Origin of the sequence: Streptomyces sp. NPDC006332 (genome assembly GCF_040612855.1) — a bacterium.
Taxonomy (GTDB): Bacteria; Actinomycetota; Actinomycetes; order Streptomycetales; family Streptomycetaceae; genus Streptomyces.
In genome coordinates, this window is record NZ_JBEXRA010000063.1 from 1 (window position 1) to 21,394 (window position 21,394).

Genomic DNA, 21,394 nt, shown 5'->3' on the forward strand with positions numbered 1-21,394 from the left:
CTGCCTTCATGCGCGTACCGCCGAAAGATCACCCGACCAGGAACTCTGTTCGATCCACACGCTCCAAGATCGGTTGAGATACGGCTTCTAAGGCCAAGTCGGATGTCGAAGACGGTCATCCCGGGTTCGGCCTGCCGCTCGAGATAGGCGGCTGTCATGTCCTTCAGGTGTCTGTCGACGGGCTGTCTGGCGGTTGAGCCGGGAGAGGGCGGTCAGACAGTCAGTGACAGCTTGCTCCCATGGATCGCCGGGCATCGTGTCGGCGAGGAGATCAGCAACCGCAGCCGTGTCGTTCGCAACGAGGGCGGCGACTACGGCGACCTGCCGCCCGTCGAGCATCCGCTTTCCGGCGCCATGGTGGGCTTCGATGTGTGCCAGGGCCTCGGCCCATCGCCCCTCGGTGGTGAGGGTGCGCGTGCCGTCGGCGAGGAGGACGCGCCACAGCCACGCGCGAACCTCCTGGCGGTCTTCGTCGGTCGCAGTGAGGTCCGCGGGTACGTTGACGCCCTCGAAGTGGGCGGCCGTGCCCGACTCGACGGCTTTGTACAGGTCGAGGAGTCGCTGACGGCCCTCATCGGCGTGGCCGGAGCGGATCTGGAGGCGGGCCAGGTTGACGACTGGTTCCAGTCCGCGGATCGCGCTCATGCTGGGCAGGGGACAGGCATGGAGGTAGGCGGCGGCGTGCTGGTGGCACATCGCGCGTGCGAGGTCGGGGAGGTCGAGGTCGGAGGCGATGAGCGCGGCCTGGTTGTAGACGGCCGATGCGAGCCCCTGGTCGGTCGCTTTCACCGCGGTGTCGGCCAAGTCGACGAGTGCGCGTACGCGTTGAGGCAGGGGTAGGCAGGCGGGTCGGAATCGCGCGACGAGAGGGAAGCGCTGGGCTACGGGGCCGTGCGGGTCCATGGATCCCCCGGGTCGAGAGTGAGGACTGTTGAGGCGACGGTGGCCGCCGGCCGTGGGTCGGCGGGCACCGTCCGCTCCATGTCCGGCGTCAGTGCCAGTCGACGACGATGCGGTTCAGCGGGGTGCCGAGGGCGAAGAGGCCCGGGCGCTGCTCGATGGCGGGGGTGTCGAGGGGCTGGATCTCGAACGTGGCCTCGCGGTCGCGGTAGTTGCGGTCCCAGGCGCGGATGGCGTCAGCGACCGTCGCGGCCAGCTCGTCGCTGCCGGGGCCGTGGCCGATGACGCCGAACTCCCAGAGCTTGCCGCCCTCGGGGGTCTTCTTCTTCGACAGGCGCCGGGCGAGGTAGGTGACGGCACCCTTGTCGACAGCCGCGGTCGATGAGGGGTAGGGGTCCTCGGTGAGCAGAGTGCCCTTGGCGCTCTGGGGGAACAGCATCCGGATCAGGCCGGAGGGGAGGGTGCAGGTGAGGAACAGTTCCATCCACTCCGGCGACTCCATGGCGCGGACCGTCATGCTGGTCCACTCCTCGGTGCGCGGCTGGTCCAGGACGGCGGTGAGGGCTTCGGCGTCGATGTGCTGGCCGACGGGGGCCTGTAGCCGGACGGTGCCGTCCGTGCTGAGCGGGATGGCTCGGCGGTCGTCGTCGGCGATGCCCCGTCGGAGCGGCATGAAGGTGTTCATCTTGCTGCCGAGGGAGACCCAACGGCCGTCACGCTGCTCGTAGGCGATGGATCGGGACACCGTGCCCTTGAGGCGCTGGGGGACGAGAAGCCGACCGCTGGGGGCGAGCTGCTGCAACCAGGCGTGCGGTACGCCGTGCGCTCCGACCGTGGCGATGATCCGGTCGTACGGTGCTCCTTCGGCGTAGCCGAGGGCTCCGTCACGGGTCACAGCCTGGACGTTGATGATCCCGGCTGCGGCAAGGTGCGTGCGGGCGCCCTCCACGAGGTCCTCGTCCACGTCGAGGGTGGTCACGTGTCCGCTCTCGCCGACCAGGCGGGCGAGCAGACCGGCGTTGTAGCCGGTGCCGGCGCCGAGTTCGAGGATGCGCTCGCCGGGCTGGGCTTCGAGCTGGTCCAGCATGAGGGCGACGACACCCGGCTGGGAGGCGCAGGAGATGGAGGTGCCGTCGGTGTCGTACTTGATGTGTACGGGTGCGTTGGCGTAGGCGTCTTCGAGCGATGCGTCGGGCACGAACACGTGGCGTGGCACGGTTCGCAAGGCCGCCTCGACGGCGGGTGTGCGGGCGTGTCCGTCCGCGCGGAGCTGGTCGACCAGGGCGTTGCGGAGGCGCTCGGCGTCCGCCGTGGCGATCGTGTCGGTGGTCACCACGCAGACGCTATCGACGCTGGTGGTTGCCTCGTCGGGCGACGCGGTGTGGTCACTCGTTCCCATGACTACCTCTCGTGCGATGTGGGACAGGGCGCTCTGGTCGTCCCGGAGGAGGCCGGCGCGGTTGGCGTGGAAGATCACGTGGTGGGCGATGACTGCGCGTAGGCCGCGGGTGAGGGCGCCGCGGCTTGCGAGGTCGGCGAGCGTGGTCCCGGCCTGTTCGAAGGCGGTCACCCACTCGTCGTGCCTCTGCAGCGGGCCGTCCGGGCGGCAGAGACTGTGGGCATCCGAGGTCATCAACTTCTGTATGGACGGAACCAGTTCGGCGGCTCGTTCGGGAGGCAGAGGGATGGTGGCTGGCCGGAGGGCGGCGACCTTCGCCCATACGTCCCCCTGTTCGAACCAGTCGAGTCCGGCACCGCGCATCATGGCGCTCGCCAGCAGGACGGCGGTCTCCTTGCGTCCCAGATGCTCCCGGCTCGGCCGGTAGGCAAGGAGGTGGCGGGAGTCGCTGTGGAACAGCCCGTGGGCGACGTCCATGGCCTCTGGTCCGCCGAAGGCGTCCACCTCGGGCTCGTAGATATGCGGCAGGTACGACGTGGCCACGCCCTCGCCGACGAGTTCGCGCAGCAGTGACTCGATGACTGGCGAGGGTTCGTCGGCGAGGTACCGCAGCGGCCATGGATGCTTGTTCATGAACCACCAGCCGGTGAGCTGCCCTTCTCTCTCGGCTGCGAGCAGCGCCGGGCCGATGCGTTCCGCGGTGGCGCACCAAGCGCTCTCACGGTCGATGAAGGTGATGTTGTGTTGCTGCCAGCGGTCGGGGGACATGGAGGTCCTTCGGTCAGCGGATCAGGCGATGAGGAAACAGGTGTCCCAGGCGGTCTGGGGCGGTACGGCGGTACTGGGCGCGAGGAGCGCCAGGGCTATGCCGGCGGCGCCGTCGAGTAGACCGGGGCCAGATTCCTGGTCCTGGATGAGACCGCTGGCGGCGAGTTCGGGGTCGTTTTCCGCCGGATGGACCGCGGTAAGGAGCGCCGGGATCGCGGCGCGGAGTTGGCCCGCGGACGAGGGATGGGCGTCGTCGGCCGTGCGGGCGGCGACGTGGGCGAGGCCGGCGAAGCCGTGGCACAGGCCGTTGTCCGTGGTGGCCTTGAGCTGGTCGAGGTCGGTGAGCGCGGCCACGAGGGCGTTCTCCGCGTCGATCTGGCGGCGGGTGTCGCCGAGGGCGAGCACGGCGAGTTGCTGGGCGCGGGCGAGGCCGGCGGTGCCGTAGCACCAGGAGGGCCGCCGGGGCGCTGACGGGACGAGGCAACCGGTACGCAGTTCGGTCAGGGTGATCCAGTACGGCCAGACCGGTCCATGACCGGTCTTCTCCTGCCATCGGTCCAGCCAGGCCAGGATGGTGCGCAGTGCTGCGTGGTGTCCCTCGACGAGGGTGCCCTTGCGGGCGGCGAGGGCGAGGAGTGCGAGCACGCCGCCGATGCCGTGTGCCATGCCGTTGTTGGCGTGCCCGCCGGGGAATCGGTCGTCCGAGTTCCCCGAGGGGCCCGTCTGCGCCCACCAGCCCGGCAGGGGCTCTCCACGGTGGGTGATCGGTTCGGTGAGGCGTACGCAGTAGTTGAGGACGGCACGCGTTGCGCGGCTGTCGGGGTCTCGGCGCAGGAGGTAGGCGCCGTAACCGGCAAGGCCCCGGATGGTGTCGAACTCGGCGAGCTGCGGCAGGCGTCCGGCATCGATGCGGCGGTGTGCGGCGTCGCGACGGCGCCCGACATCGACCACGACCTGTCGGTCCAGCGCGGTGAGGGCCCGCTGGTAGGAGCCAGGAAGTTGATCGGCGGCGCAGGCCATGGCGTAGGCGAAAGCTAGCGCCCCATAGAAGGGGTGACTGTCCGAGCCCCTGGTCAACGGCTGCCGGGAGGCAGCGGCGAGCCAGTCGTGAGCGCGCTGCCCCGGTCCGAGGCCGTTCGCGGCCAGCTCGATATGCAGAAGCGCGATTCCGGGAGGGCCGTAAGCGAGGTGTTGCCGGTCCGAGGACATCATTCTCGGACTGAGGAGCGCCGTGTCAGGGTCGGCGAGCTGGATGGCGATGGCATTGACCAGGCCGAGCGCAGCGTGGGTGGTCACGAGTTCCTCCCCTTGGCGCGGGCGGTCCAGGCCAGAGCAGTGGCGCGCGCCAGATGCAGGCACACCTCTTCCTCCGGGAAGTTCACGGCGACGTGGCGCACGAAGTGGACGTGCAGCAGGGAGGTCAGGACGTCGTCAACGGCGATGCCCTGGGTGTCCGGGCCGGGCAGGTGTGGCCGGTATACGGCGAGTGCTGCCTCCCGGTCGGCCCATCCGGACACGATGGCGTCTCCGCCCGGGACACTGCGAAGGGCCGCCCAGTCGTCGCTCGGGTCGGCGAGCCGTACGGCCTCGGTGAACTGCGGGCGTGGAACGGGCGCAGGTGCGGTCGGCGGGACGTGGTCGATCAGCCATTGCATACCCACCTCGGTGGTGCCCAGGAAGGCGGAGGTGATGGCGACCGTCTGGGCCGCCACCAGCGTGCGCTGGCCTGGGCGCCGCGGCTGCGCAAGCTGGGCCAGGACGGCGCGCGAGTCCGCCCGGAACACCTCCTCGGCCGCCTCCCACGCTGCACCGGAACCCCAACGACCCATCTCCCGGTAGGAGGTGGGGTAGCGCAGATCGGCCAGCAGGCCGACGCCGCGCAGCTCGTCGGCCCAGGCGCTCACCGTTCGGGCTGTTTCGGCGAAGGCGTCCGGATCGGGTAGGGCGATGCGAAGGCGAAGGTGTTGGTCCGGGTCACGGAAGCGGATGAACCACCAGGGAGGGTTGGCGAGTTGTTCGAGGAGGACAGGCAAGTGCCTTGAGAGCAGCACATCTTGGCGACGAGGATCGCTGTATAGAGCGGCCAGAAGAACCGAGGAAGCGGCGGGCATTTGCATCTGGGCCGCAGAGAGAGCACGCGCCCGGCTGGGTGCGGGCAGCGGCGGCCACTTCGGAGGTCGGGTCGCCTTGAGCGGCACCACGACCTCGTGGGCTCGCCCACCGCACCAGCCGTACGCCCGTGGTCCCGGAGCCTCGACCAGTACGGCCAGGCGCCCGCGGTCGAGGTGTTGGCGCAGGAGCGCGCGGTGACCGGCGTAGTCGAGGTCGAGGAAGAGGTGCCGGTCGTCCTCAACAAGGTGGACGCGCTGCGGTAGCCGTCGCCGGGCCCGCCAGTCGGCGAGCTCGGCGTCCCACTCCGCCCGAGGCCGGGCGCGGCCGGGCAGTTCGGGCGCCTCAAGCCGCCAGCGGGCCGGGGCCAGGACCGTGCGCCCGCACCGCAGACGTGGCAGGAACGGCATCGCCGTGGCGGCACCCCAGTCGAACACGGTGACCTGGGCGCATTGCGCGCGGGACAGCTCGGTGAGAAACCGCACCACCGGCGGGGTGTGCGCGTGCAGATTCAGTGCGTGCATCCCGACGGCCTCGACACGGTGGCCTCGCTCCGGGGCGGCCAGGTACATGCGGCGGCCGTCGCATCCCACGGCCAGGTCCCCCGGCGTGAGGACAGCGTCCTGGGGGGCGCGATGCTCCTGGAGGCTGATCACGATAGGGAGGACCTATTGGGCGCGGGTGACGTGGGCGCTGCCGGAGAGCAGGGGCGGGAAAGACAGCTGCGCGGGAACGGTGTTGCCGTCTGCGGTCGGAAGGTCGGCGAGCTCCGCGGCCAGGACCTGCCGGTCAGCTGGGGCCAGCACGCTGAGGAACCGGCCGGTGGAGACGCCGGCGCCACGGGAGACGCTCATGACCTCAAGCCGGAACCTCCCGCGCTGCAACTCCTCCAGACTGGACGCGTGCACGCGCACCCCGACCTCCAGGTGCGGTGGCAGCCGGGGCTCGTCGGGGCCTGCGTCCAGGGCCGCGATCAGCCCGTCCGTGAGGACCACCTCGTCGCGTCCGTAGAGTACGGCGGCCTGTGCGAGCCGTACGAGAACGTCATCCCGAGCGGAGATACGGGGCCGGCGCGCGTCGACCGGAGCGCCCGGGTAGCCGTCGGGATAGCCGGTGCCGCTGTCCGCCACGACATCCTGGAGCGGCACCATCGTGCCGATGCCGTATCGCTCGTAGAACCGCTGGTGGTAGTCGTTCCACTGGGCGGTTCCGTAAGGGCGGCTGCTCAGCCGGGTCAGGGTGAGGGCGGCACGCTCGATCTCTCGGGCGACTTCGTCCGGCAGAACGATCTGCGCGTCCAGACGGAGGTCAAGCGCGACGGGATGGCGACGCAGGCCGGGGACGAGAGCCCGCATCCGCGCCGCGATGCTGTCCCGGCCGCCGTGCGTGACGCACTCCTCCACGCCCGCCCGGACCGCGTGCAGCTCACGTACCGTCTCAGTAGCCGAGGCGAGGTTTCCGGCGTCGATCGCGTCGAGTTGGCTCAGCAGATACCTGAGGGCGTCGGTCTCGGTGCTCGGTGCGTGCAGGCTCGTGATCAGCACCCGTCGGCGGATCAGTTCCGACAGCAGACGATGCGCCTTCTCTCGTCCGGCCTCGGGGAACTCCGCCTGGAGCTTGTCCACGAGGGTGCCGAACCGGATCGGCGCCCGGGCCGTGGCGAGGACCGCCCGCACCGGTTCGGTCAGGGCTAGGGACGCCTCGACTGCACGCGCCCGCGTGTGCTGGACGTCCGATTGGAAGGGCACGATGAGCCGGTCTCCCCGGCTGGTCACGGTGTTGTTGACGACGACGGGCAGCCGTTGGAGGAGGTCCGGGCACGACTCCAGCCGTTCGACCACGGCGGTCAGCCACTCTGCCCCCGCGCGGCCGGCGGCCACGTGCTCCTCGCCCCAATCTGCACGCGCCTGCGAGCCGAACCCCGCCGTGGCCACACCGGCAAACAGGCCGAAGGGCGTCGCTCGGTGCTGGGCGCGCAGCAGATAGCGGGCTACGGACTGCGCCGCGCGCCGCACCTCTCGGTGGAGGGGATGCTCGGCCGTGGACAGGGCCTCTACCTGCGCGGCCAGGACCGGGCTGGAGTACTGGAGCGCCTCGGCGACGTCCTGGTTTGCCCAGACGGCTCGCAGCCACGCCATACAGGCAGACGAACCACCGGGCGAGTCGTCATCAAGGGCAGGGCACGGAGGGACCGGCAGCGACGGCCGGGCCACGGCGCGCACGAGAGCAGTAGATCCGGTGCGGAATGCTGCGGGCGGAGCAACCACCAACTACCTCCGTAGGCGAGGGGACGGTCTACTGGTGCCGCCGCGTCGAAACGCGGCGGCACCAGACCGGAGCGAACTGGGGGCGGGGTCAGGCGACGCTGGTGGTGCAGGCGCCGCAGGTGGACCCGCAGTTGTCGTCGGTCAGGTTGACCAGGCCGGCCGGGTCGGCGATCTCGACGAGCGAGACGTCCAGGTCGAAGCCGTCCGATGCCCCTGGGATCTGCGGGCGTACTTCGGTACGGCTGGGAACTACGGTGCTGCGCGTCATGCTTCAACTCCTTGTGATCATTGGTGTGTTGCTGGACTGTGGTGCCCACCAGGCCCCATGGCGGGGAGCGATACCGGACGGCTGGCTCCCCGGACGGTTCCTGGCCACCCGGCACGAGGAGACGTGCTCCGCGGAGGGAGTCCTCGCGGGCTGTCGGCCTCACACCGGGAAGTCATGTGCCGAGAGTGATCAAGCGGACGCTGGTCGCCGCTTCATGAAGTAGGCGAGTGCCTGGGCCTTGAGGCGGTCGAGGCATGGCTCACAGGCGTAGAAGGGGGCGTGCTGCCCGTCCCACTGCACCGGGCCGAGCCAGATCACCAGGACGCCGGTGCGCTCACAGCCGAGCCAGCAGTCGCCGGTCATCCACGGCCAGTCCATGGGAGAACGTCCCCTTTCTCAGCCGGACGGGACGGTCGGTCTGGCCACCCGGCAGTCGGGTATGCAGACCCAGAGTTGGAACGGCAGACCTCGGTGGCGTACGTCGCCCAGCACCCGGCCTCTCGCTCCCAGTCGGCGGGCGCAGAGGGCGCAGTCCATGGCCATCTGCTGGCGAGGGCTGAGGTGGCCGACGTGCGGGAGCGGCGGGCTCGCCGTGACCAAGGTCTTCACGCGCAGCCCTTGATGCGGAGTTCGGCCCAGACTTCCTTGGCCCATGGGCGCCTGCCCGAACCGTGCAGGTCGTATCCCCAGCGGTCGGCGACTGCGTCGATGAGCAGCAGCCCACGGCCCGACTCGTCGTCGATATCGGCCTCGCCGAGAGTCGGCAGGCACGCTGGCGCCCGGTCCAGTACCCCGACCCGGAGCCGTGTCGCGCTCGGCCGCTCGACCAACAGGCGGATCTCGTTGCACGGGGTGTGCCTGGCGGCGTTGGCGATCAACTCCGTGACGATCAGCGTGGCGTGGTCGGCGAGGTCGTCGAGGTGCCATATGCCGAGGACGTCCCGGAGGAGTCGGCGGCCGATCTCGGCCGTGGACGGCTCGCAGGGGAAGGTCTGGCTGTAGGTGGGGTGTCCGACTGTGGCGACGTGAACTTGCGCAGTGAGCCTCGTCATTGGGGGGAGCCTTCGGGTTGTCTCGGTGCCCGGCCCACCCCCGCGGGGAGCCCCAGGGGCAGGCCGGGCCGTCAACAGCCGCCCACACGGTGGGGTGTGGCGGGCGACCGACATCAAGACAACTCCCTTTCTGAGCACGGTGATTAGGGCGATCAACCCTCGTTGCGATGGAAGGACCTAGGGCGATTTGACCTCCCCTTTACCTGGTGGGCAAGGGGGCGTGAGAGCTACCGTGCGGACATGGACACCACGCGCAACACCGTTCTTGAGGCGTGGATGGCCGAACACGGCTACAGCTCCAACAGCCTCGCTGACGCTGTGAACAGGGCCTTAGAGCAGCTGACCGGGAGACACGGCGGCCTCGACGGCTCATCGGTCCGGGACTGGAAAGCAGGCCGGGTCACGTGGCCCAAATCGGCTACCCGCAGGGCACTTGAGGACGTCAGCGGCCTGCCCGCGATCGCTTTAGGGTTCGTGCCACGGGGCCGGCCTTCGTCCACCCCAGCCCCACCGCAGCAGGAGGACCCCGACATGAAGCGCCGTACCCTCGTCGGCGGGATCGCCGCGGCAGCAGCTGCGGCAGCAGCCGCTCCCGGTGCCGCATCTCCGCGCCGTATCGGCATGAGCGACGTCGACCGTCTACAGAAGCGCTTCGCCGAGATCATCGCCAGCGACCACCGCCACGGCGGCCAACTCGGCATCGAGCAGCGGGCCGCCGCGCTCGCCGACGAGGCGCTCAATCTCCAGAACGCGGGCAGCGCCAGCCAACGGGTACGCAGCAACCTCTACGCTTCCGCAGCCGCGTTCCGATCCTCGGCGATGTGGGCCGCCATCGACGGCCGCCGCTACGACATCGCCAAGGCGCACATGCGCGAGGCCCAGGCCCTCGCCGAGATGTCCGGCGACCAGGCGATCAAGTTCCGCATCTGGAGCCACGCGGGCACCATGTACCGGCACATGGGCCGTCCTGCCGACGCGTTTGCCGCCAACGACGTCGCCCGCAACCTGCACCTCACCCGCCGAGACCCCCTGTTCGCCTCCCTCGGCCTGGCCCGCCAGGGCGCCATCCACGGCGCGGCCCAGGACCGCACCGGCACCCGCCGCGCGTTCGAGCAGGCACAGGACGCCATGCTGCGCGCCGACCCCGCCGGCTACCGGCCGGTCTGGATGCTCGCCTTCTACGACCAGGCCGAACTGGACTCCCTGGCCCTCTCCGCACACTTGGCGCTCGGCGACTACTCGACCGCCGAGTACCACGCCCACCGCTGCCTGTCCGCCCTCCGACCCCACATGATCCGCTCCCGCGCCATCACCACCACCCGGCTCGCCCACGCCCAGCTCGCCCAGGGCGCCCCAGACGCCGCCACGGCCACCGCCATGAAGGTCCCCGCCGAAGCCGCCACCCAGCACGCCCGGGTCACGCGCATGCTGCAGGAGTTCGGGGCCGCACTGCGAGCAACCGCGCCGGGCAGCTCCAGCGCGCAGACCTGGACCGAACACGCCGCCACCTGGAGGATGGCCGCATGACCACGGCGCCCGCCATCGAACTGCGCACCTTCACGACCCTCGACACCGCCCGCGGCGACCTCCTCGATGTGTACGCCGACGTGCGCGCCCCACTCCTTCACTTGCCGAACTACGCGGTCACCGCTTTCGGCGAGCGCCTGGACCGGCACGGCACCGAGCCGGGGTTCACAGCCGTCCTTGCGTACGCGGACGGGCATCCGGTCGGCTACGCCTACGGCAACACCATCGAGCACGGCGACCGGTACTGGCAGCGCACCAGCCCGACGCCGGCGGAGAAGTACACCAAGCGCCCAGCCGTCGCCCTGAAGGAGATCGGCGTCCGACCGACCTGGCGGAAGACCGGCACCGCCCGCCGCATCCACGACGCCCTCCTCACCACACGCGACGAACCGTACGTGACGCTCATGGTCAACTCGGCCGCCGGCGACGGAAAGGTCCACGCGCTCTACAAGTCATGGGGGTACGAGGACATCGGACAGAGCCAGCCATCACCAGCCTCACCGGTCCTCACCGTGATGGTTTGTGCCGTCCGCTGAGCGGCAACATCCCCCACCCGGGCCATCGAACAGGGAAGCAGTTCGCGCACACCCCGGACTCCATGCACAAGGCCGGTGCCCGGCGTCCTCCGCCGCCCGCTGTTGGCCTCCATGGGGTTGGAACGCCCCACACACGTAGGCGGAGCATTGTCAGTACGTCCGGATACCTTCGCTACATGACCGATGCGACCTATCCCGCTGCCTGGGTGCCTGACCAAGCCTCCGAGGCAGCCGACCCGGACCAAGCCGCCCAACTGGCGGTCGATTGGGTTCTGAAGGAAGCGCAACGCCTCCAAACCGAACCACTGCTCATTACCGCGAGCAAGGACGTCTGGACCTTGGGGCTGGCACCAATCACTTGGTTTGCCAGCAATTATCCGGCGACCACGCCGCGCGCCCGAAACCCAAGGGGCGGTAGAGGCCCCGTGCTGGCGTACCTCCCGAACTACAAGCTCATGTACATGGCCGCAAACTGCGCTCAGGGGTCATCTCTCGTAGCAGTCGAACACAGAATGGATCCCCTGAACGGGTGGGCGATGGAGGTCGGCGCCCGAAATCTCCTGACCGGCGAGACCACTCCTGACACCCGAACCGAATCGGTGCACGCCGGTCTCGAATTCATCCACGCAAATGGCAACAACGGGTGGGCGAAAGGCTTCGGGCAGGACCGAGCACGTGACGCCCTGCGTGACCTACAGAGTCAAGGACGTCTGGACCGGGACACCATCCTGGGTTACATGGCGGCCAAGGGACACAGCGGTGAGTCTGTTTACCAGCTAGCAAAGATCATCGATGTCCTGCGGTGACTCGCCATGAGCAGAGGGCAAAGTGCGCGTTCTCGGCCACGTCTGGCTTCGTCCTGATCCAGATTCAGCTGCGCCCTTGGCCTCTCAGTCGTCGTTGCCGCGGCTGATACGTTCGCGCAATTTCAGCAGGCCCGTGCGTTCGGTGGAGTAGCCCACGTCCTTCAGAGCCTTGGTACCACGTTGCGCAAGGTTGCTCCACTTCGTGCCACTTGCTTCGACGGCCTCACGTACGGTCCTCCCCATCCCCTTGGGGACGGACTGCATCAGCTGCGGCAGGTAGATGATCGCGAACTCGGCGGCTCCCTGGTTCACCTCAAGCATGGGGAGGAGGACGTGCTGAATCAGGTCACGGCGAGCAGCCAGCAATGTGACGTCTGCGGCCTTCCACAGGTCGAGAACGGCTCGCCGGTCGGGATTCTTGGATGCACGGGTATACCTGTCGATCAAAAGCTCAGCCGTGAAGGCATCGGGGAGCGACGGCCATCCGGCTACAGTCAGCGTCTGATCCGGCAGACGAGTGCCCGGACCTCCCAGCAGATCCTTCCAGAAGCCGGCCTGGTCCTGCCCGGGCAAACTAGCCAGCCGTGAGGCCACCGCCTGAAGCAGCATCGCGTCGGTCTGCAACGGCGACTGCTGCTTCAGACCTGCCGAGACGGCCGTGAGCAGGTCCGATGCCGCGGGCTCTTCCAAAGCGATCCAAGCAGCCAGCGTCTCGCCGACACGGTTGGGGCGGCTACGGGCGTGGGCAGCCATGTCCGTAGCCGACAGCGACGTCTGAAGACCGTCTCGTCCAACGCCGCCGGTGAGGAGCAGATGGCGCGCGTGGACCCGTAGTCGGGTGTACTCAAGCTCCGGGAGCCAGCCACTGTCGTCGAGGGCCTCCACCAGAGCACGGGCCTTCTCCGGACTCAGCGGTGCTGGTGCGGGAGAGTCCAGGTCACGCAGGCAGTCGTTCAGGAGCAACTCAACGTAGGTCAGGATCGTGTCGTCCTGCGAAACGACGAGATCGTCTCCGTCGGCGAACAGCTCGGTGAGAACCTCGGCTTGGTGGGGGACGAAGTCTGTGCGCTTAAGCAGGCCGCCGCTCTCCAGCGGCTGAAGCGCGCCGAGCAGCCGCAGCTGCTCGGCGGCTTCCTCTTCGGTCGAGGGTCGAGACAACGAAGGCAGAACGAAAGGTGTGATGTGCGGACAGCGGTCCGGGGGCTGGTTGTCGAACAGCCGCATCAAGCTGTCCGCGGCGCGCGTGACCGCTTCGGGCTCCAGAGGATCGTCAAGTTTGCTGGCCCTCACCCACAGCTCGCTCAACAGCTTGTCGAACTCCTCGGTCAAGTCGTCGATGGACGACCCCGTGTCCAGCATCCCCAGCCAGTCTGGCCACCGATCGGTCAGACGCCGGCGGGCGCTCGACAGCACCGCCCGAGCCAGTGCCGTCTCCCTGATCGTGGGGATCGTGTCCGTTTTCCGTTCCACGACGGTCCGGCAGAGCTGGTTGTCGGCCGCCAGCAGCAGTTCCACAACAGCGTGTGCCGCTTCGGGGCTCTTTTCGAACCAGTGCTCGAGAAGCCATTCCAGTCTCTGTAGTGCCTCGTCGGGAGATCTCGGCTCCGTTGAGGCGTCCGGCGCAACGGCGCCCGGCTGAGCTTTGGCCTTCTTCCACGTTTCGTGCTGCTCGATCAGCGCCCGCAGTTCCTTCGCGGCAACGGGACTGACCTGCGTCATGAGAGTCGCGGCTTCCGAGGCGGGGAGCTCGGCGAGCATATCCGTCATGTCCTCCTCCTCGCCCAAAAGATGGCGGGACACCAACTGCTGGGCGAGGAGGAAGTCTGCTGCCAGGGCAGGCTCACTATGGCGCATCACCATCGCGGCTACCGAAGCACTCTCTCTAACCGAGGAGTGTCGTAGGACGATCGTCCGCATCTCGACAGCTGCCAGGCGGTCACTTGCCAGAGCCAGCCGCCAGCAACCGGCCAGTACCTCGTCGGGCAGGGCGTGCGGGGAGTTGGTCAGGATCGGCGTGAGCGTCTCGACCGCGGTGTCCGCCGTGCCGTTCAGCGAGATGGATGTATCACCACAGACCGCCAGGACGGCATAGGCGACGTTCTCCTCCTCCAGGCCGATCGCGTCCCGGGCCTGTTGCGTCAGCATGGCCAGAGCGGCAGAGCGCTCTTCCGCGGAGAGGCCGCTGACGGACGTCAGTACCTCGTCCAGCTCGGCGTTCTGGGCTTGCTGCTCCAGCGCCTCGGCCACGGCAGCGGGAAGCCCGAACACGCTGCCACTGGTCTCCAGGAAAATGAGATCGCTGCCCGGGCCCGGCACCTTCCGTGTCCGCTTGAGATAGGCCACGAGCTGCTGAACGTGGTGCTTTCGGACGTCGGCTGCCTTCTTCTCCCCGTCCTCATCTTCGTCGGGGTCTTCAGGGTCACTGAGACGCTGGTCGACGTCGGCATCGAGATTCGCGTACCTGCGCGCGGCCTGCTTGACCTGTTCTCCCACGTGGGGGCCCAGATCGGCCTGAGGATTGGCGTCCAGGGTCAGTACGTGCTCGCACAGGCGGTGGTCGAGCAGCAGGTCTCTGGCGAAGAGGGGGAACTCCACCCGGAGACAGACCAGTTTGGCAATCTCCGCAACCCGTGTGGCCGGGTCGGTCTCCAACAGCCGGTCCGCCGCCCGCCGCTGAGCCAGCCGGTAGGTCAGAGCGAACGTGTTCAGCAACGCCTTCACCCGGCGTGGACTGCGCACATGCGAGGGCACGAGGACACTGACCACCAGGTTGATGTCCATGGTGGCCCACAGGCCACCCCGCCAGCGGACCAGATCGGCGGCGAAATTGGTCACCTTTGGCACCAGCAGCGGCGGAAGACTGAGCTGATACTGGAACACCTTGTCGAGATAGCCGCTTCCGCTGCTGTAATACGGGTTCACGGTGTCGGCAGGCGTGGCCTGCTCCAAGGCGCGTGTGAGTGCCTCCTCCAGGACCTGCTGGTCGGCGGCGACGACGAAGACGCAGCCGTCGACCCCCAGAAACGTCCGCAGGGCGTCCAGCGTGGCCACGACGTCGGAAGGTTTACACCTGTCCAGCTCGTCCACGAACACGACGAGCCGCTCTACGCCAGCACGTGCGACGAGGTCGGCGAAGATCTCTTCGAACTGCTCGTCGCTGTCGGCTGCTTCCGTCTTGTGCTCGCGGGTGAGGGTGCGCGAGACCAGCACCATCAGCGAGGTCAACAGGGCCGCCGGTGCGATGCCCGCCTTCAGGGCTCCGGCCGCCATGTTGGCGAAGGTGGGTCGGAACGCCCCGCCGTGCAGCCAGGCGAAGAGAGCCATGGCAGCGCCGAAGAAGGCGACAACAGCTCCGAAGGTCAGGCCGAACATCTTCAGGAGACGTCCTATCTCGTTCCGCCCGAACTGAAGCTTCACTGCGACCCGTCCGCCGTACAGCTCCTCGTGGAACTTCGTGTCCTTGATGCCCAAGGCTGTGGCGGCCGCGATGATGAAGTTCCTGCGGAGTGGGTTCTCCGCATACTTGAATGCGTCGAACCGCACGAACCGTACGCCGTCCCCCTCGTCGAGCAACCCTCTCAGGAGATTGGCCACGCCCGACTTGCCAGAGCCCCAAGGTCCCCACATTGCGATGTTGGTCGGTGTGGGCACTGACAGCACTACGTCGTGGAGCTGATCGGCAATGTGACTGTGTGCCAACCGGTCGCTCTGGGCGCTGTCGACCTCGCGGTCCTGGATGAGGTCGTCCGGCGCCATACGACTGCTGTCCCCGTGTGTCACTGCTGCCCCGCTTTCGACCCCTGCGTGCACGTCCCCCTGAAGTTCACGGCCTGCACCGTTACTTCACCTGGGCAACACGATAAACGGCACCACTGACAACGGGACATTCCCCCGTTCGCGGTGGTCTGCACCGCATGCAGCCGACGGACACCCCTGGCCGCCCTTGTTGCGATGTGCGTCTCTCACGACGTGGGCACTCCGCGCTTCGACTATCAAGCCGGGCGTCCGGTTTGCACCGTAACCGGTCATCATTCGCCGTGGACTCAACCCTCCGTTCGCATGCCCGCAGCACCTCGGATGCAAGTGGGTGCCTGCATCTCCCGCCAGCCTCTCCGCAGTGCCTCCCACCTGCGTAGAGGCCCTGACGGAAGCACTACGGAGTGCGCCCAGTCAGACGCTTCGGCATGTCCGCGAAGAGCCCATTCAGCGACGTGCGCGCTGCCGAATCCGTGAAACGGATCCGGTCATCCTGCCCGGGCCCCGTTGTTGTGCTCTCAACCGACCCTCATCCTGAAACGTTCGTCAGCAGCCGAGAGGAGAACGGTGAACGATCCGCGACGCCAGGCGAGTGACCCCGATGTCATCGGGCAAACAGCAGGGCTGGTCAACTTCCTACGCGACATGGTCCACAGCAGCCACCAGCGACAGCGTGACGACCGCAGCCGTGAACGTCTGTGGCTGGCCAGGCTGCCGGATCCCGTCCGCAGGCCGGCCCCGCGCCCTGACGGCGTGCTGCTGACGCTCGACCACGTGCCGCAGAGTGCGCCACCCGACCTGCCCGACTCTCTCGACGGCTGGATCGAGCCGACGCGCTGCCTCGACCCCGACGCAGGGGATCCGCCTCTTGCGGAAGAGGGGCCGGGCAGCGAGCTTGTACGCGTCGCGGACGAGAGGGAGCAGCCGGCGGACGAGGGCGTCCTCCGCCGGGAAGAGGCCGGTGACGTGCTGCGAGCCTACGGAATATGGCTGGATCGCTGGCGCCGGTGGGCGGCGCGGGAGCGCGCGGAACGACCGCTCCGCGAGCTCTACGACCGGTTGTATGCGTGGCACCAGAAGCTAGCCCGGGAGGACGACCAGACGGAACTCGTCCTGGGCATAGGGCTTTTGACCTGGGTCACCCCGGACGGTGACGTAGTGCACCGCCATTTGTTCACCCATCGGGTAGAGACATCGGTGGATCGCCGCACGGCGCGGCTTACGGTGCAACTGTCGCCGGAGAGCGCCCTGCGTCTCGAAGACCAGGATTTCCTGGACAGTGATGATGGTTGGGTACGCGAGCGCGGGGCCGCTCTCTCGGAGGAGATCACGGCTCGCGGGATGGACCCGCTGGGGCCCGAGGCGCTGGAGCAGCTCGCGCAGTGGCAGGAGCGGGCGACCACTCGGCCCATGGGCTTCAGCGCAGCGTGGGAGCCACCCCGCGCACCTGAACTGGGGGCGCGTCTCACCTACGCGCCAGCCCTGGTCATGCGCCCACGCAACCTCAACTCGCTGCTGCGGTTCTACGACCAGATCGCCGAGACGGTGGCCTCGGAGGGCCAGGCACCGCTCGGCCTGGCCCAGATGGCCATGAACATCGAGACCGCCGATCGTTCCACCTGGGACGGGATCCAGAGGGCGCCGCTCTTCGGTGACGATCCCCTGTTCCCGGGCAAGACGAACGCTCAACAGCGCAGCGTGCTGGGGCGCCTGGAGCACGACACCGGTGTGGTGGTCCAGGGGCCGCCGGGGACGGGCAAGACCCACACCATCGCCAACCTTGTCTCGGCACTGCTCGCACAGGGCCAGCGGGTACTCGTCACCAGCGCTCGCGACCAGCCGCTCACCGTGTTGCGGGACAAGCTTCCGCAACCCGTAAGGGACTTGTGCGTTCTGCTCCTCAGCTCCACTCGCCACAACGGCGAAAGCGAGGGCGAACTGGAGCGCACCATCAACGCGCTCACCGACCAGGTGGCAGCCAGTGACCCCGCCGAACTACGTGCTGAGATCCGCCGCCTCACCGGGGAGCGGGACGAGGCAAGGGGACGGATCGAGACGCTCACGGAGCAGGTGATCTCGCTCCGGGAGGCCGAGTACCGGCATCGGAGCGTGGCACCGGGATACGCAGGAACGCTCGCCGAGATCGTGGAGCGGGTCCAAGCCGGTACCGAAGAGTTCGGATGGATTGGCCGTCTGCCCGACACCGCCGAGGACGTCCCGCCGCTGGCCTCCGAGCAGGCCCACGAACTGCTCGTCCTGCTGCGTGACGGCGCGGGTGAACCGCGGGCCGGCGGCGCGCTTCCCGTGCCTGGCGATCTTCCTTCGCCCCGGCAAGCCGCGGACGTATTCGCGGCCAGCCGCCTCAGTGATGAAGGTCTGTCCGCAGAGGCCGTCGAGATCCGGAACGTACTCGCCCATCTCGACGTGTCTGTGACCTCCGAGCTGGCTTCGCTGCTCGATGCATGCGAGACGGCCCTTCATCACCTCGGAATGCCTGCCGACGCCACACGCTGGGATCCCGGTTCCTGGATCACCAGGGCGTTGACGGACCGGCTCTGCCGATCCGACCTCGGACTGTGGCAGCGGGTGGCAGCCGTCACCGGCGACATCCGCGAGGTCGCAGGGGACGTGGATGCGCTGGGTCTGCGCCTGGTGACCATGCCCGAGGACCTGACCGCCCAGAAGGCAGGCCAGCTGACAACCGCCGGTGTCGCTCTCCGGGATCACCTGGCTACAGGCAAGACCCTGCGGTCCCGGTTCCCGGGCAAAGTGCAGAAGAACGCACAGGAGTTGCTGGACTGCTGCACAGTCGACGGCCGTACACCCCAAACGACTGAGGACTTGGACGCCGTGCTGGCCCACCTCCGGGCGCACTCCGCGATCGCCGGCGCGGCCACGCGCTGGCAGCAGGTGAACGCCGCCGTCCCGCCGGGGGACGTGGAGGTGCGGCTGGCCGAACTGACCTCGCGCGCCGAGCGCCTTGAGCACATACAGGCATTCGGCTCGGCCCGGGACTGCGTCGACGCGCTTCTCGTGCGTCACGGGGTACGGCTGACGACCGCCTCCTGCCAGGCGTGGCAGGACTTCAACGCCGGTGTCGCCGCGCTCCATGGCCGACGGGCCGCCGACGAGGCCGTTGCGCAATTGGCCGCGTGGGACGAACTCCTTCGTGCCCCCGTCAGCGGCACACAGCTGGCCACAGAGTCCATGGCCCTGGTCCAGGCTCTCCGCAACCAGAACGTGGAGGCTTATGCCGAGGCCCTGGAGGCACTGGCGTCCGCGCACCGGCGGGAGCACCGTACGCGACGGTGCGACGAACTGCTGGGCGCCCTGCGCGCCGGCCACTCCCTGCTCGCGGGCCGCCTCCTCGACAACGCCGACGATCCCGACTGGGAGGAACGGCTGGGCTCCCTGGAGCGGGCGTGGGCGTGGGCGAAGGCTTCACAGTTCCTGGACAGGCAGCGCACACCCGGTCTGGAGCGCAAGCTTGAAGGCGACCTGAGCGAGCACGAAGACCGGTTGGAGCAGGTGACCGGCGAACTCGCCGCGGCCTGGGGTCGGTTGCACTGCTTGGAGCGGATGACGCAGGAACAGCGCTCGGCGCTCCAGGCGTACCGGACCCACATGGCGTCCCTCGGCAAGGGCAAGGGGAAGAACACCGGCTTCTTCAGGGCCGCGGCACGCGATTCGATGTCCGTGGCCCAGGACGCAGTGCCCGCGTGGGTCATGCCCATCCCCCAGGTCGCCGAGATGGTGCAGGCGAGGCGGGATGCCTTCGACGTCGTCATCGTGGACGAGGCCAGTCAGGCGGGCATGGACGCGCTCTTCCTCCTGTGGCTGGCTCCCCGTGTGATCGTCGTCGGTGACGACAAACAGTGTGCGCCCGCCCTCACACGCAACGGCCGTCACCAAGCTATCCGGGACAAGCTGGCCGCCCATCTGCCGGACATGCCCAGCCGGCTGCGCGAGCTCTACACGCCGCACACAAACCTGTACCAGTTGCTGTCCACCTTCTTCCCAAAGGTGATCCGCCTCGAAGAGCACTTCCGCTGTGTGCCGGAGATCATCAACTGGTCCTCCAACACGTTCTACAACAACAAGCTCCTGCCCCTGCGGCAGTACGGAGCCGAACGGCTGGACCCGCTGCGTACCCACTTCGTCGAGGGCGCCGTGGTCGCGGGCCGCGAAAGCCGTGTCCACAACCCCAAGGAGGCCGAGGCGATCGTCGACTGTCTGGCCCGTCTTGCCGAGGACCCGGCCTACCAGGAAAAGACCATGGGCGTGATCGTGCTCCAGGGCTTCGGACAGATCAAGCTCCTGGAGACCCTCATCGAGCAGCGGCTGCCGGCCACCGTGCGCGAGCAGCACCAGATTCGCGTCGGCAACGCGGCCTCGTTCCAGGGCGACGAGCGTCACGTGATCCTGCTGTCCATGGTCGTGACGAACCCGCCGCGCGCAGCGGGCGGGAACAAGAGCGAGCAGCAGGCATACAACGTCGCCGCCAGCAGGGCTCAGGATCAGATGTGGCTCTTCTACTCGGTCCCGCCGGACCGTCTCAAGCCGCACGACCTACGGCTCAACCTCCTGACATACATGGAGAACCCGCCCGCCGCGATGGAAGCCGCCGACGACATCGGACCGGTGCTGCCGGACGTCCGCAGGGCTCCCTTCGACTCGCTCTTCGAACAGCAGGTGTATCTGGAGATCAAGAAGCGGGGCTACCACGTGATCCCGCAGTTCCCGGCCGGCAGCAAGCGCATTGACTTGGTGGTCGTGGGGGCACGCGGCCGCCTCGCCGTGGAGTGCGATGGCGACGCCTTCCACCACGCGACGCGAGAACAGATCGAGAACGACCAGCGGCGGGACCGCGAACTGAAGCGCGTGGGCTGGGAGTTCTGGCGGGTACGGGAGAGCGAATTCCGCTTCGATCCCGAAGCGGCGCTCGACGGCCTGTGGGAAGAACTCGACCGCCAGGAGATCCGCCCCGCCAGCTATGCGCGCTCCACTCCACCTGCCCAGGTAGCCGGCTCCCAAGCCGAGTGGAAGCCGCTCGACCTCTCCTCGGACGACGGGCTCACCGACGACGAGGACACCGGGGATGAACAGACCGACGACCGAATCGACGACGACACTGCAGAGGACGACGCAGCATGACGCAAGAAGCCGTTCTGGGCCCGCTCGACGGCAACACCTTGAAGGAGCTGGCCCGCGTCATCTGCGGTGACGACCACCTCTATTACCGCAGAGGCTTCGAGATCGCCCAGTTCCTGGAGAACGCCGGGTGGCTCAATGTTCCCGAGTACGACGGCGAGTACCGGGGCGAGTGGACTCTCCAGCTCCTCACTGCTCGTCGTGACAGCCCGACCGAGCTGGAGAAAGTACTGGTCAGACTCGCAGACGCACGCGAGTACCTCGATGAACCCGGTGTCCTCGCGACGGTCGTCAACGCGGTCAACACCTTCCTCGTCCACGAGGGCTTCCGTCTGGAGAATCCGGGCGGCCGACCCCGGATCGTTGTCTGTGACCCGGCTCTGGCACACCCGGGCCAGCAGGCACCGGTCGAGCTCAAGGCCACCATGGCAGAGATCATCCGTGAACCACGGATGGCCGCACTGCTCCAGCGCCGACTTGACGAAGCCCGCACCTGTTTCGCCAATGGCGCTCACATCGCGGCCATCATCATGCTGGGGAGCCTCCTCGAAGGCGTCCTGCTTACGGTGATTGAGGAGCGCGACGCCTCCCTGCTGAGCAACAAGGACCCGAATTTCATCGGCCTAAAGGCCCTCATCGACATCTGCCACCAGGCGGGCTGGATCGACATCGACATGGAGAGATACAGCCAGACACTTCGCGAGTACCGCAATTTCGTCCACCCGCGGCGTGAGTTCCGCGAGGCACACTCTCCCGACCGCGACACGCTCACCGTGTCCTGGTACGTCGTGAACGGCACCCTCAACGACCTCGCGGCCAGCCATCTCGGAGCGGACACGTAGGCCGCCACGCAGG

12 protein-coding genes and 2 pseudogenes are annotated in these 21,394 nt (G+C 68.1%); 5 read left to right on the forward strand and 9 right to left on the reverse strand.

The genetic code is table 11. The features are described from left to right. Window positions 1–89: 89 nt before the first annotated feature. From ABZ027_RS36840 to ABZ027_RS36875, 8 genes and pseudogenes are all read right to left on the reverse strand, one after another. Window positions 90–903, reverse strand: a pseudogene (locus tag ABZ027_RS36840) (hypothetical protein); the annotation flags it as partial. An 88-nt stretch (window positions 904–991) separates the two neighbouring features. Next, window positions 992–3,067 (reverse strand): methyltransferase, FxLD system, encoded by a 2,076-nt coding sequence (fxlM, locus tag ABZ027_RS36845; RefSeq protein WP_356776245.1) that lies wholly within the window; start codon window positions 3,065–3,067, stop codon window positions 992–994. Window positions 3,068–3,088: 21 nt separating this feature from the next. Further along, a complete protein-coding gene (locus ABZ027_RS36850) occupies window positions 3,089–4,363 on the reverse strand; it encodes a lanthionine synthetase C family protein (RefSeq protein ID WP_356776247.1) in 1,275 nt (424 codons plus the stop codon). Continuing rightward, window positions 4,360–7,314: pseudogene (locus ABZ027_RS36855) on the reverse strand (lantibiotic dehydratase). The gene ABZ027_RS36850 and the pseudogene ABZ027_RS36855 overlap by 4 nt, the downstream one beginning before the upstream one ends. Window positions 7,315–7,531: 217 nt before the next feature. Next, window positions 7,532–7,711: an FxLD family lanthipeptide gene (locus ABZ027_RS36860; RefSeq protein ID WP_356776249.1), complete on the reverse strand. Its 180-nt coding sequence runs from the start codon at window positions 7,709–7,711 to the stop codon at window positions 7,532–7,534. A 189-nt stretch (window positions 7,712–7,900) separates the two neighbouring features. Further along, entirely contained in the window at window positions 7,901–8,089 is a 189-nt protein-coding gene (locus ABZ027_RS36865; protein ID WP_356776251.1) for a hypothetical protein, read from the reverse strand. Window positions 8,090–8,107: 18 nt separating this feature from the next. Then, window positions 8,108–8,320, reverse strand: coding sequence for a hypothetical protein (locus ABZ027_RS36870; protein WP_356776253.1), 213 nt, complete (start codon window positions 8,318–8,320; stop codon window positions 8,108–8,110). After that, window positions 8,317–8,763, reverse strand: a complete 447-nt coding sequence (locus tag ABZ027_RS36875; protein ID WP_356776255.1) for an ATP-binding protein — start codon at window positions 8,761–8,763, stop codon at window positions 8,317–8,319. The genes ABZ027_RS36870 and ABZ027_RS36875 overlap by 4 nt, the downstream gene beginning before the upstream one ends. A 240-nt stretch (window positions 8,764–9,003) precedes the next feature. On the opposite strand from ABZ027_RS36875, the gene ABZ027_RS36880 reads away from it, so the two are divergent. The 3 genes from ABZ027_RS36880 to ABZ027_RS36890 all read left to right on the forward strand — a co-directional run bounded on the left by ABZ027_RS36880 (window position 9,004) and on the right by ABZ027_RS36890 (window position 11,632). Continuing rightward, window positions 9,004–10,290: an XRE family transcriptional regulator gene (locus tag ABZ027_RS36880; protein ID WP_356776257.1), complete on the forward strand. Its 1,287-nt coding sequence runs from the start codon at window positions 9,004–9,006 to the stop codon at window positions 10,288–10,290. Continuing rightward, window positions 10,287–10,826: a GNAT family N-acetyltransferase gene (locus tag ABZ027_RS36885; protein WP_356776259.1), complete on the forward strand. Its 540-nt coding sequence runs from the start codon at window positions 10,287–10,289 to the stop codon at window positions 10,824–10,826. Before ABZ027_RS36880 ends, ABZ027_RS36885 begins: the two co-directional genes overlap by 4 nt. A 176-nt stretch (window positions 10,827–11,002) precedes the next feature. Continuing rightward, window positions 11,003–11,632 (forward strand): hypothetical protein, encoded by a 630-nt coding sequence (locus ABZ027_RS36890; RefSeq protein WP_356776261.1) that lies wholly within the window; start codon window positions 11,003–11,005, stop codon window positions 11,630–11,632. A gap of 84 nt (window positions 11,633–11,716) precedes the next feature. Here the strand turns inward: ABZ027_RS36890 and ABZ027_RS36895 are convergent, their stop codons facing one another. Then, entirely contained in the window at window positions 11,717–15,388 is a 3,672-nt protein-coding gene (locus tag ABZ027_RS36895) for a P-loop NTPase fold protein (RefSeq protein ID WP_356776263.1), read from the reverse strand. 567 nt (window positions 15,389–15,955) lie between these two features. Here ABZ027_RS36895 and ABZ027_RS36900 point away from each other — a divergent pair. Both ABZ027_RS36900 and ABZ027_RS36905 read left to right on the forward strand, forming a co-directional pair. Then, the gene (locus ABZ027_RS36900; protein WP_356776265.1) at window positions 15,956–20,542 is read left to right on the forward strand and encodes an AAA domain-containing protein; all 4,587 of its coding nucleotides are present in this window, start codon (window positions 15,956–15,958) and stop codon (window positions 20,540–20,542) included. After that, window positions 20,539–21,381, forward strand: coding sequence for a hypothetical protein (locus ABZ027_RS36905; protein WP_356776267.1), 843 nt, complete (start codon window positions 20,539–20,541; stop codon window positions 21,379–21,381). The genes ABZ027_RS36900 and ABZ027_RS36905 overlap by 4 nt, the downstream gene beginning before the upstream one ends. Window positions 21,382–21,394: the final 13 nt, after the last annotated feature.

Excerpts from the sequence above, each read along its gene's own strand:
- ABZ027_RS36860 (WP_356776249.1), bottom strand. The coding sequence starts at position 7,711 with ATGACGCGCAGCACCGTAGTTCCCAGCCGTACCGAAGTACGCCCGCAG.
- fxlM (WP_356776245.1), bottom strand. The coding sequence starts at position 3,067 with ATGTCCCCCGACCGCTGGCAGCAACACAACATCACCTTCATCGACCGT.
- ABZ027_RS36875 (WP_356776255.1), bottom strand. The coding sequence starts at position 8,763 with ATGACGAGGCTCACTGCGCAAGTTCACGTCGCCACAGTCGGACACCCC.
- ABZ027_RS36895 (WP_356776263.1), bottom strand. The coding sequence starts at position 15,388 with ATGGCGCCGGACGACCTCATCCAGGACCGCGAGGTCGACAGCGCCCAG.
- ABZ027_RS36905 (WP_356776267.1), top strand. The coding sequence starts at position 20,539 with ATGACGCAAGAAGCCGTTCTGGGCCCGCTCGACGGCAACACCTTGAAG.
- ABZ027_RS36890 (WP_356776261.1), top strand. The coding sequence starts at position 11,003 with ATGACCGATGCGACCTATCCCGCTGCCTGGGTGCCTGACCAAGCCTCC.
- ABZ027_RS36885 (WP_356776259.1), top strand. The coding sequence starts at position 10,287 with ATGACCACGGCGCCCGCCATCGAACTGCGCACCTTCACGACCCTCGAC.
- ABZ027_RS36865 (WP_356776251.1), bottom strand. The coding sequence starts at position 8,089 with ATGGACTGGCCGTGGATGACCGGCGACTGCTGGCTCGGCTGTGAGCGC.
- ABZ027_RS36880 (WP_356776257.1), top strand. The coding sequence starts at position 9,004 with ATGGACACCACGCGCAACACCGTTCTTGAGGCGTGGATGGCCGAACAC.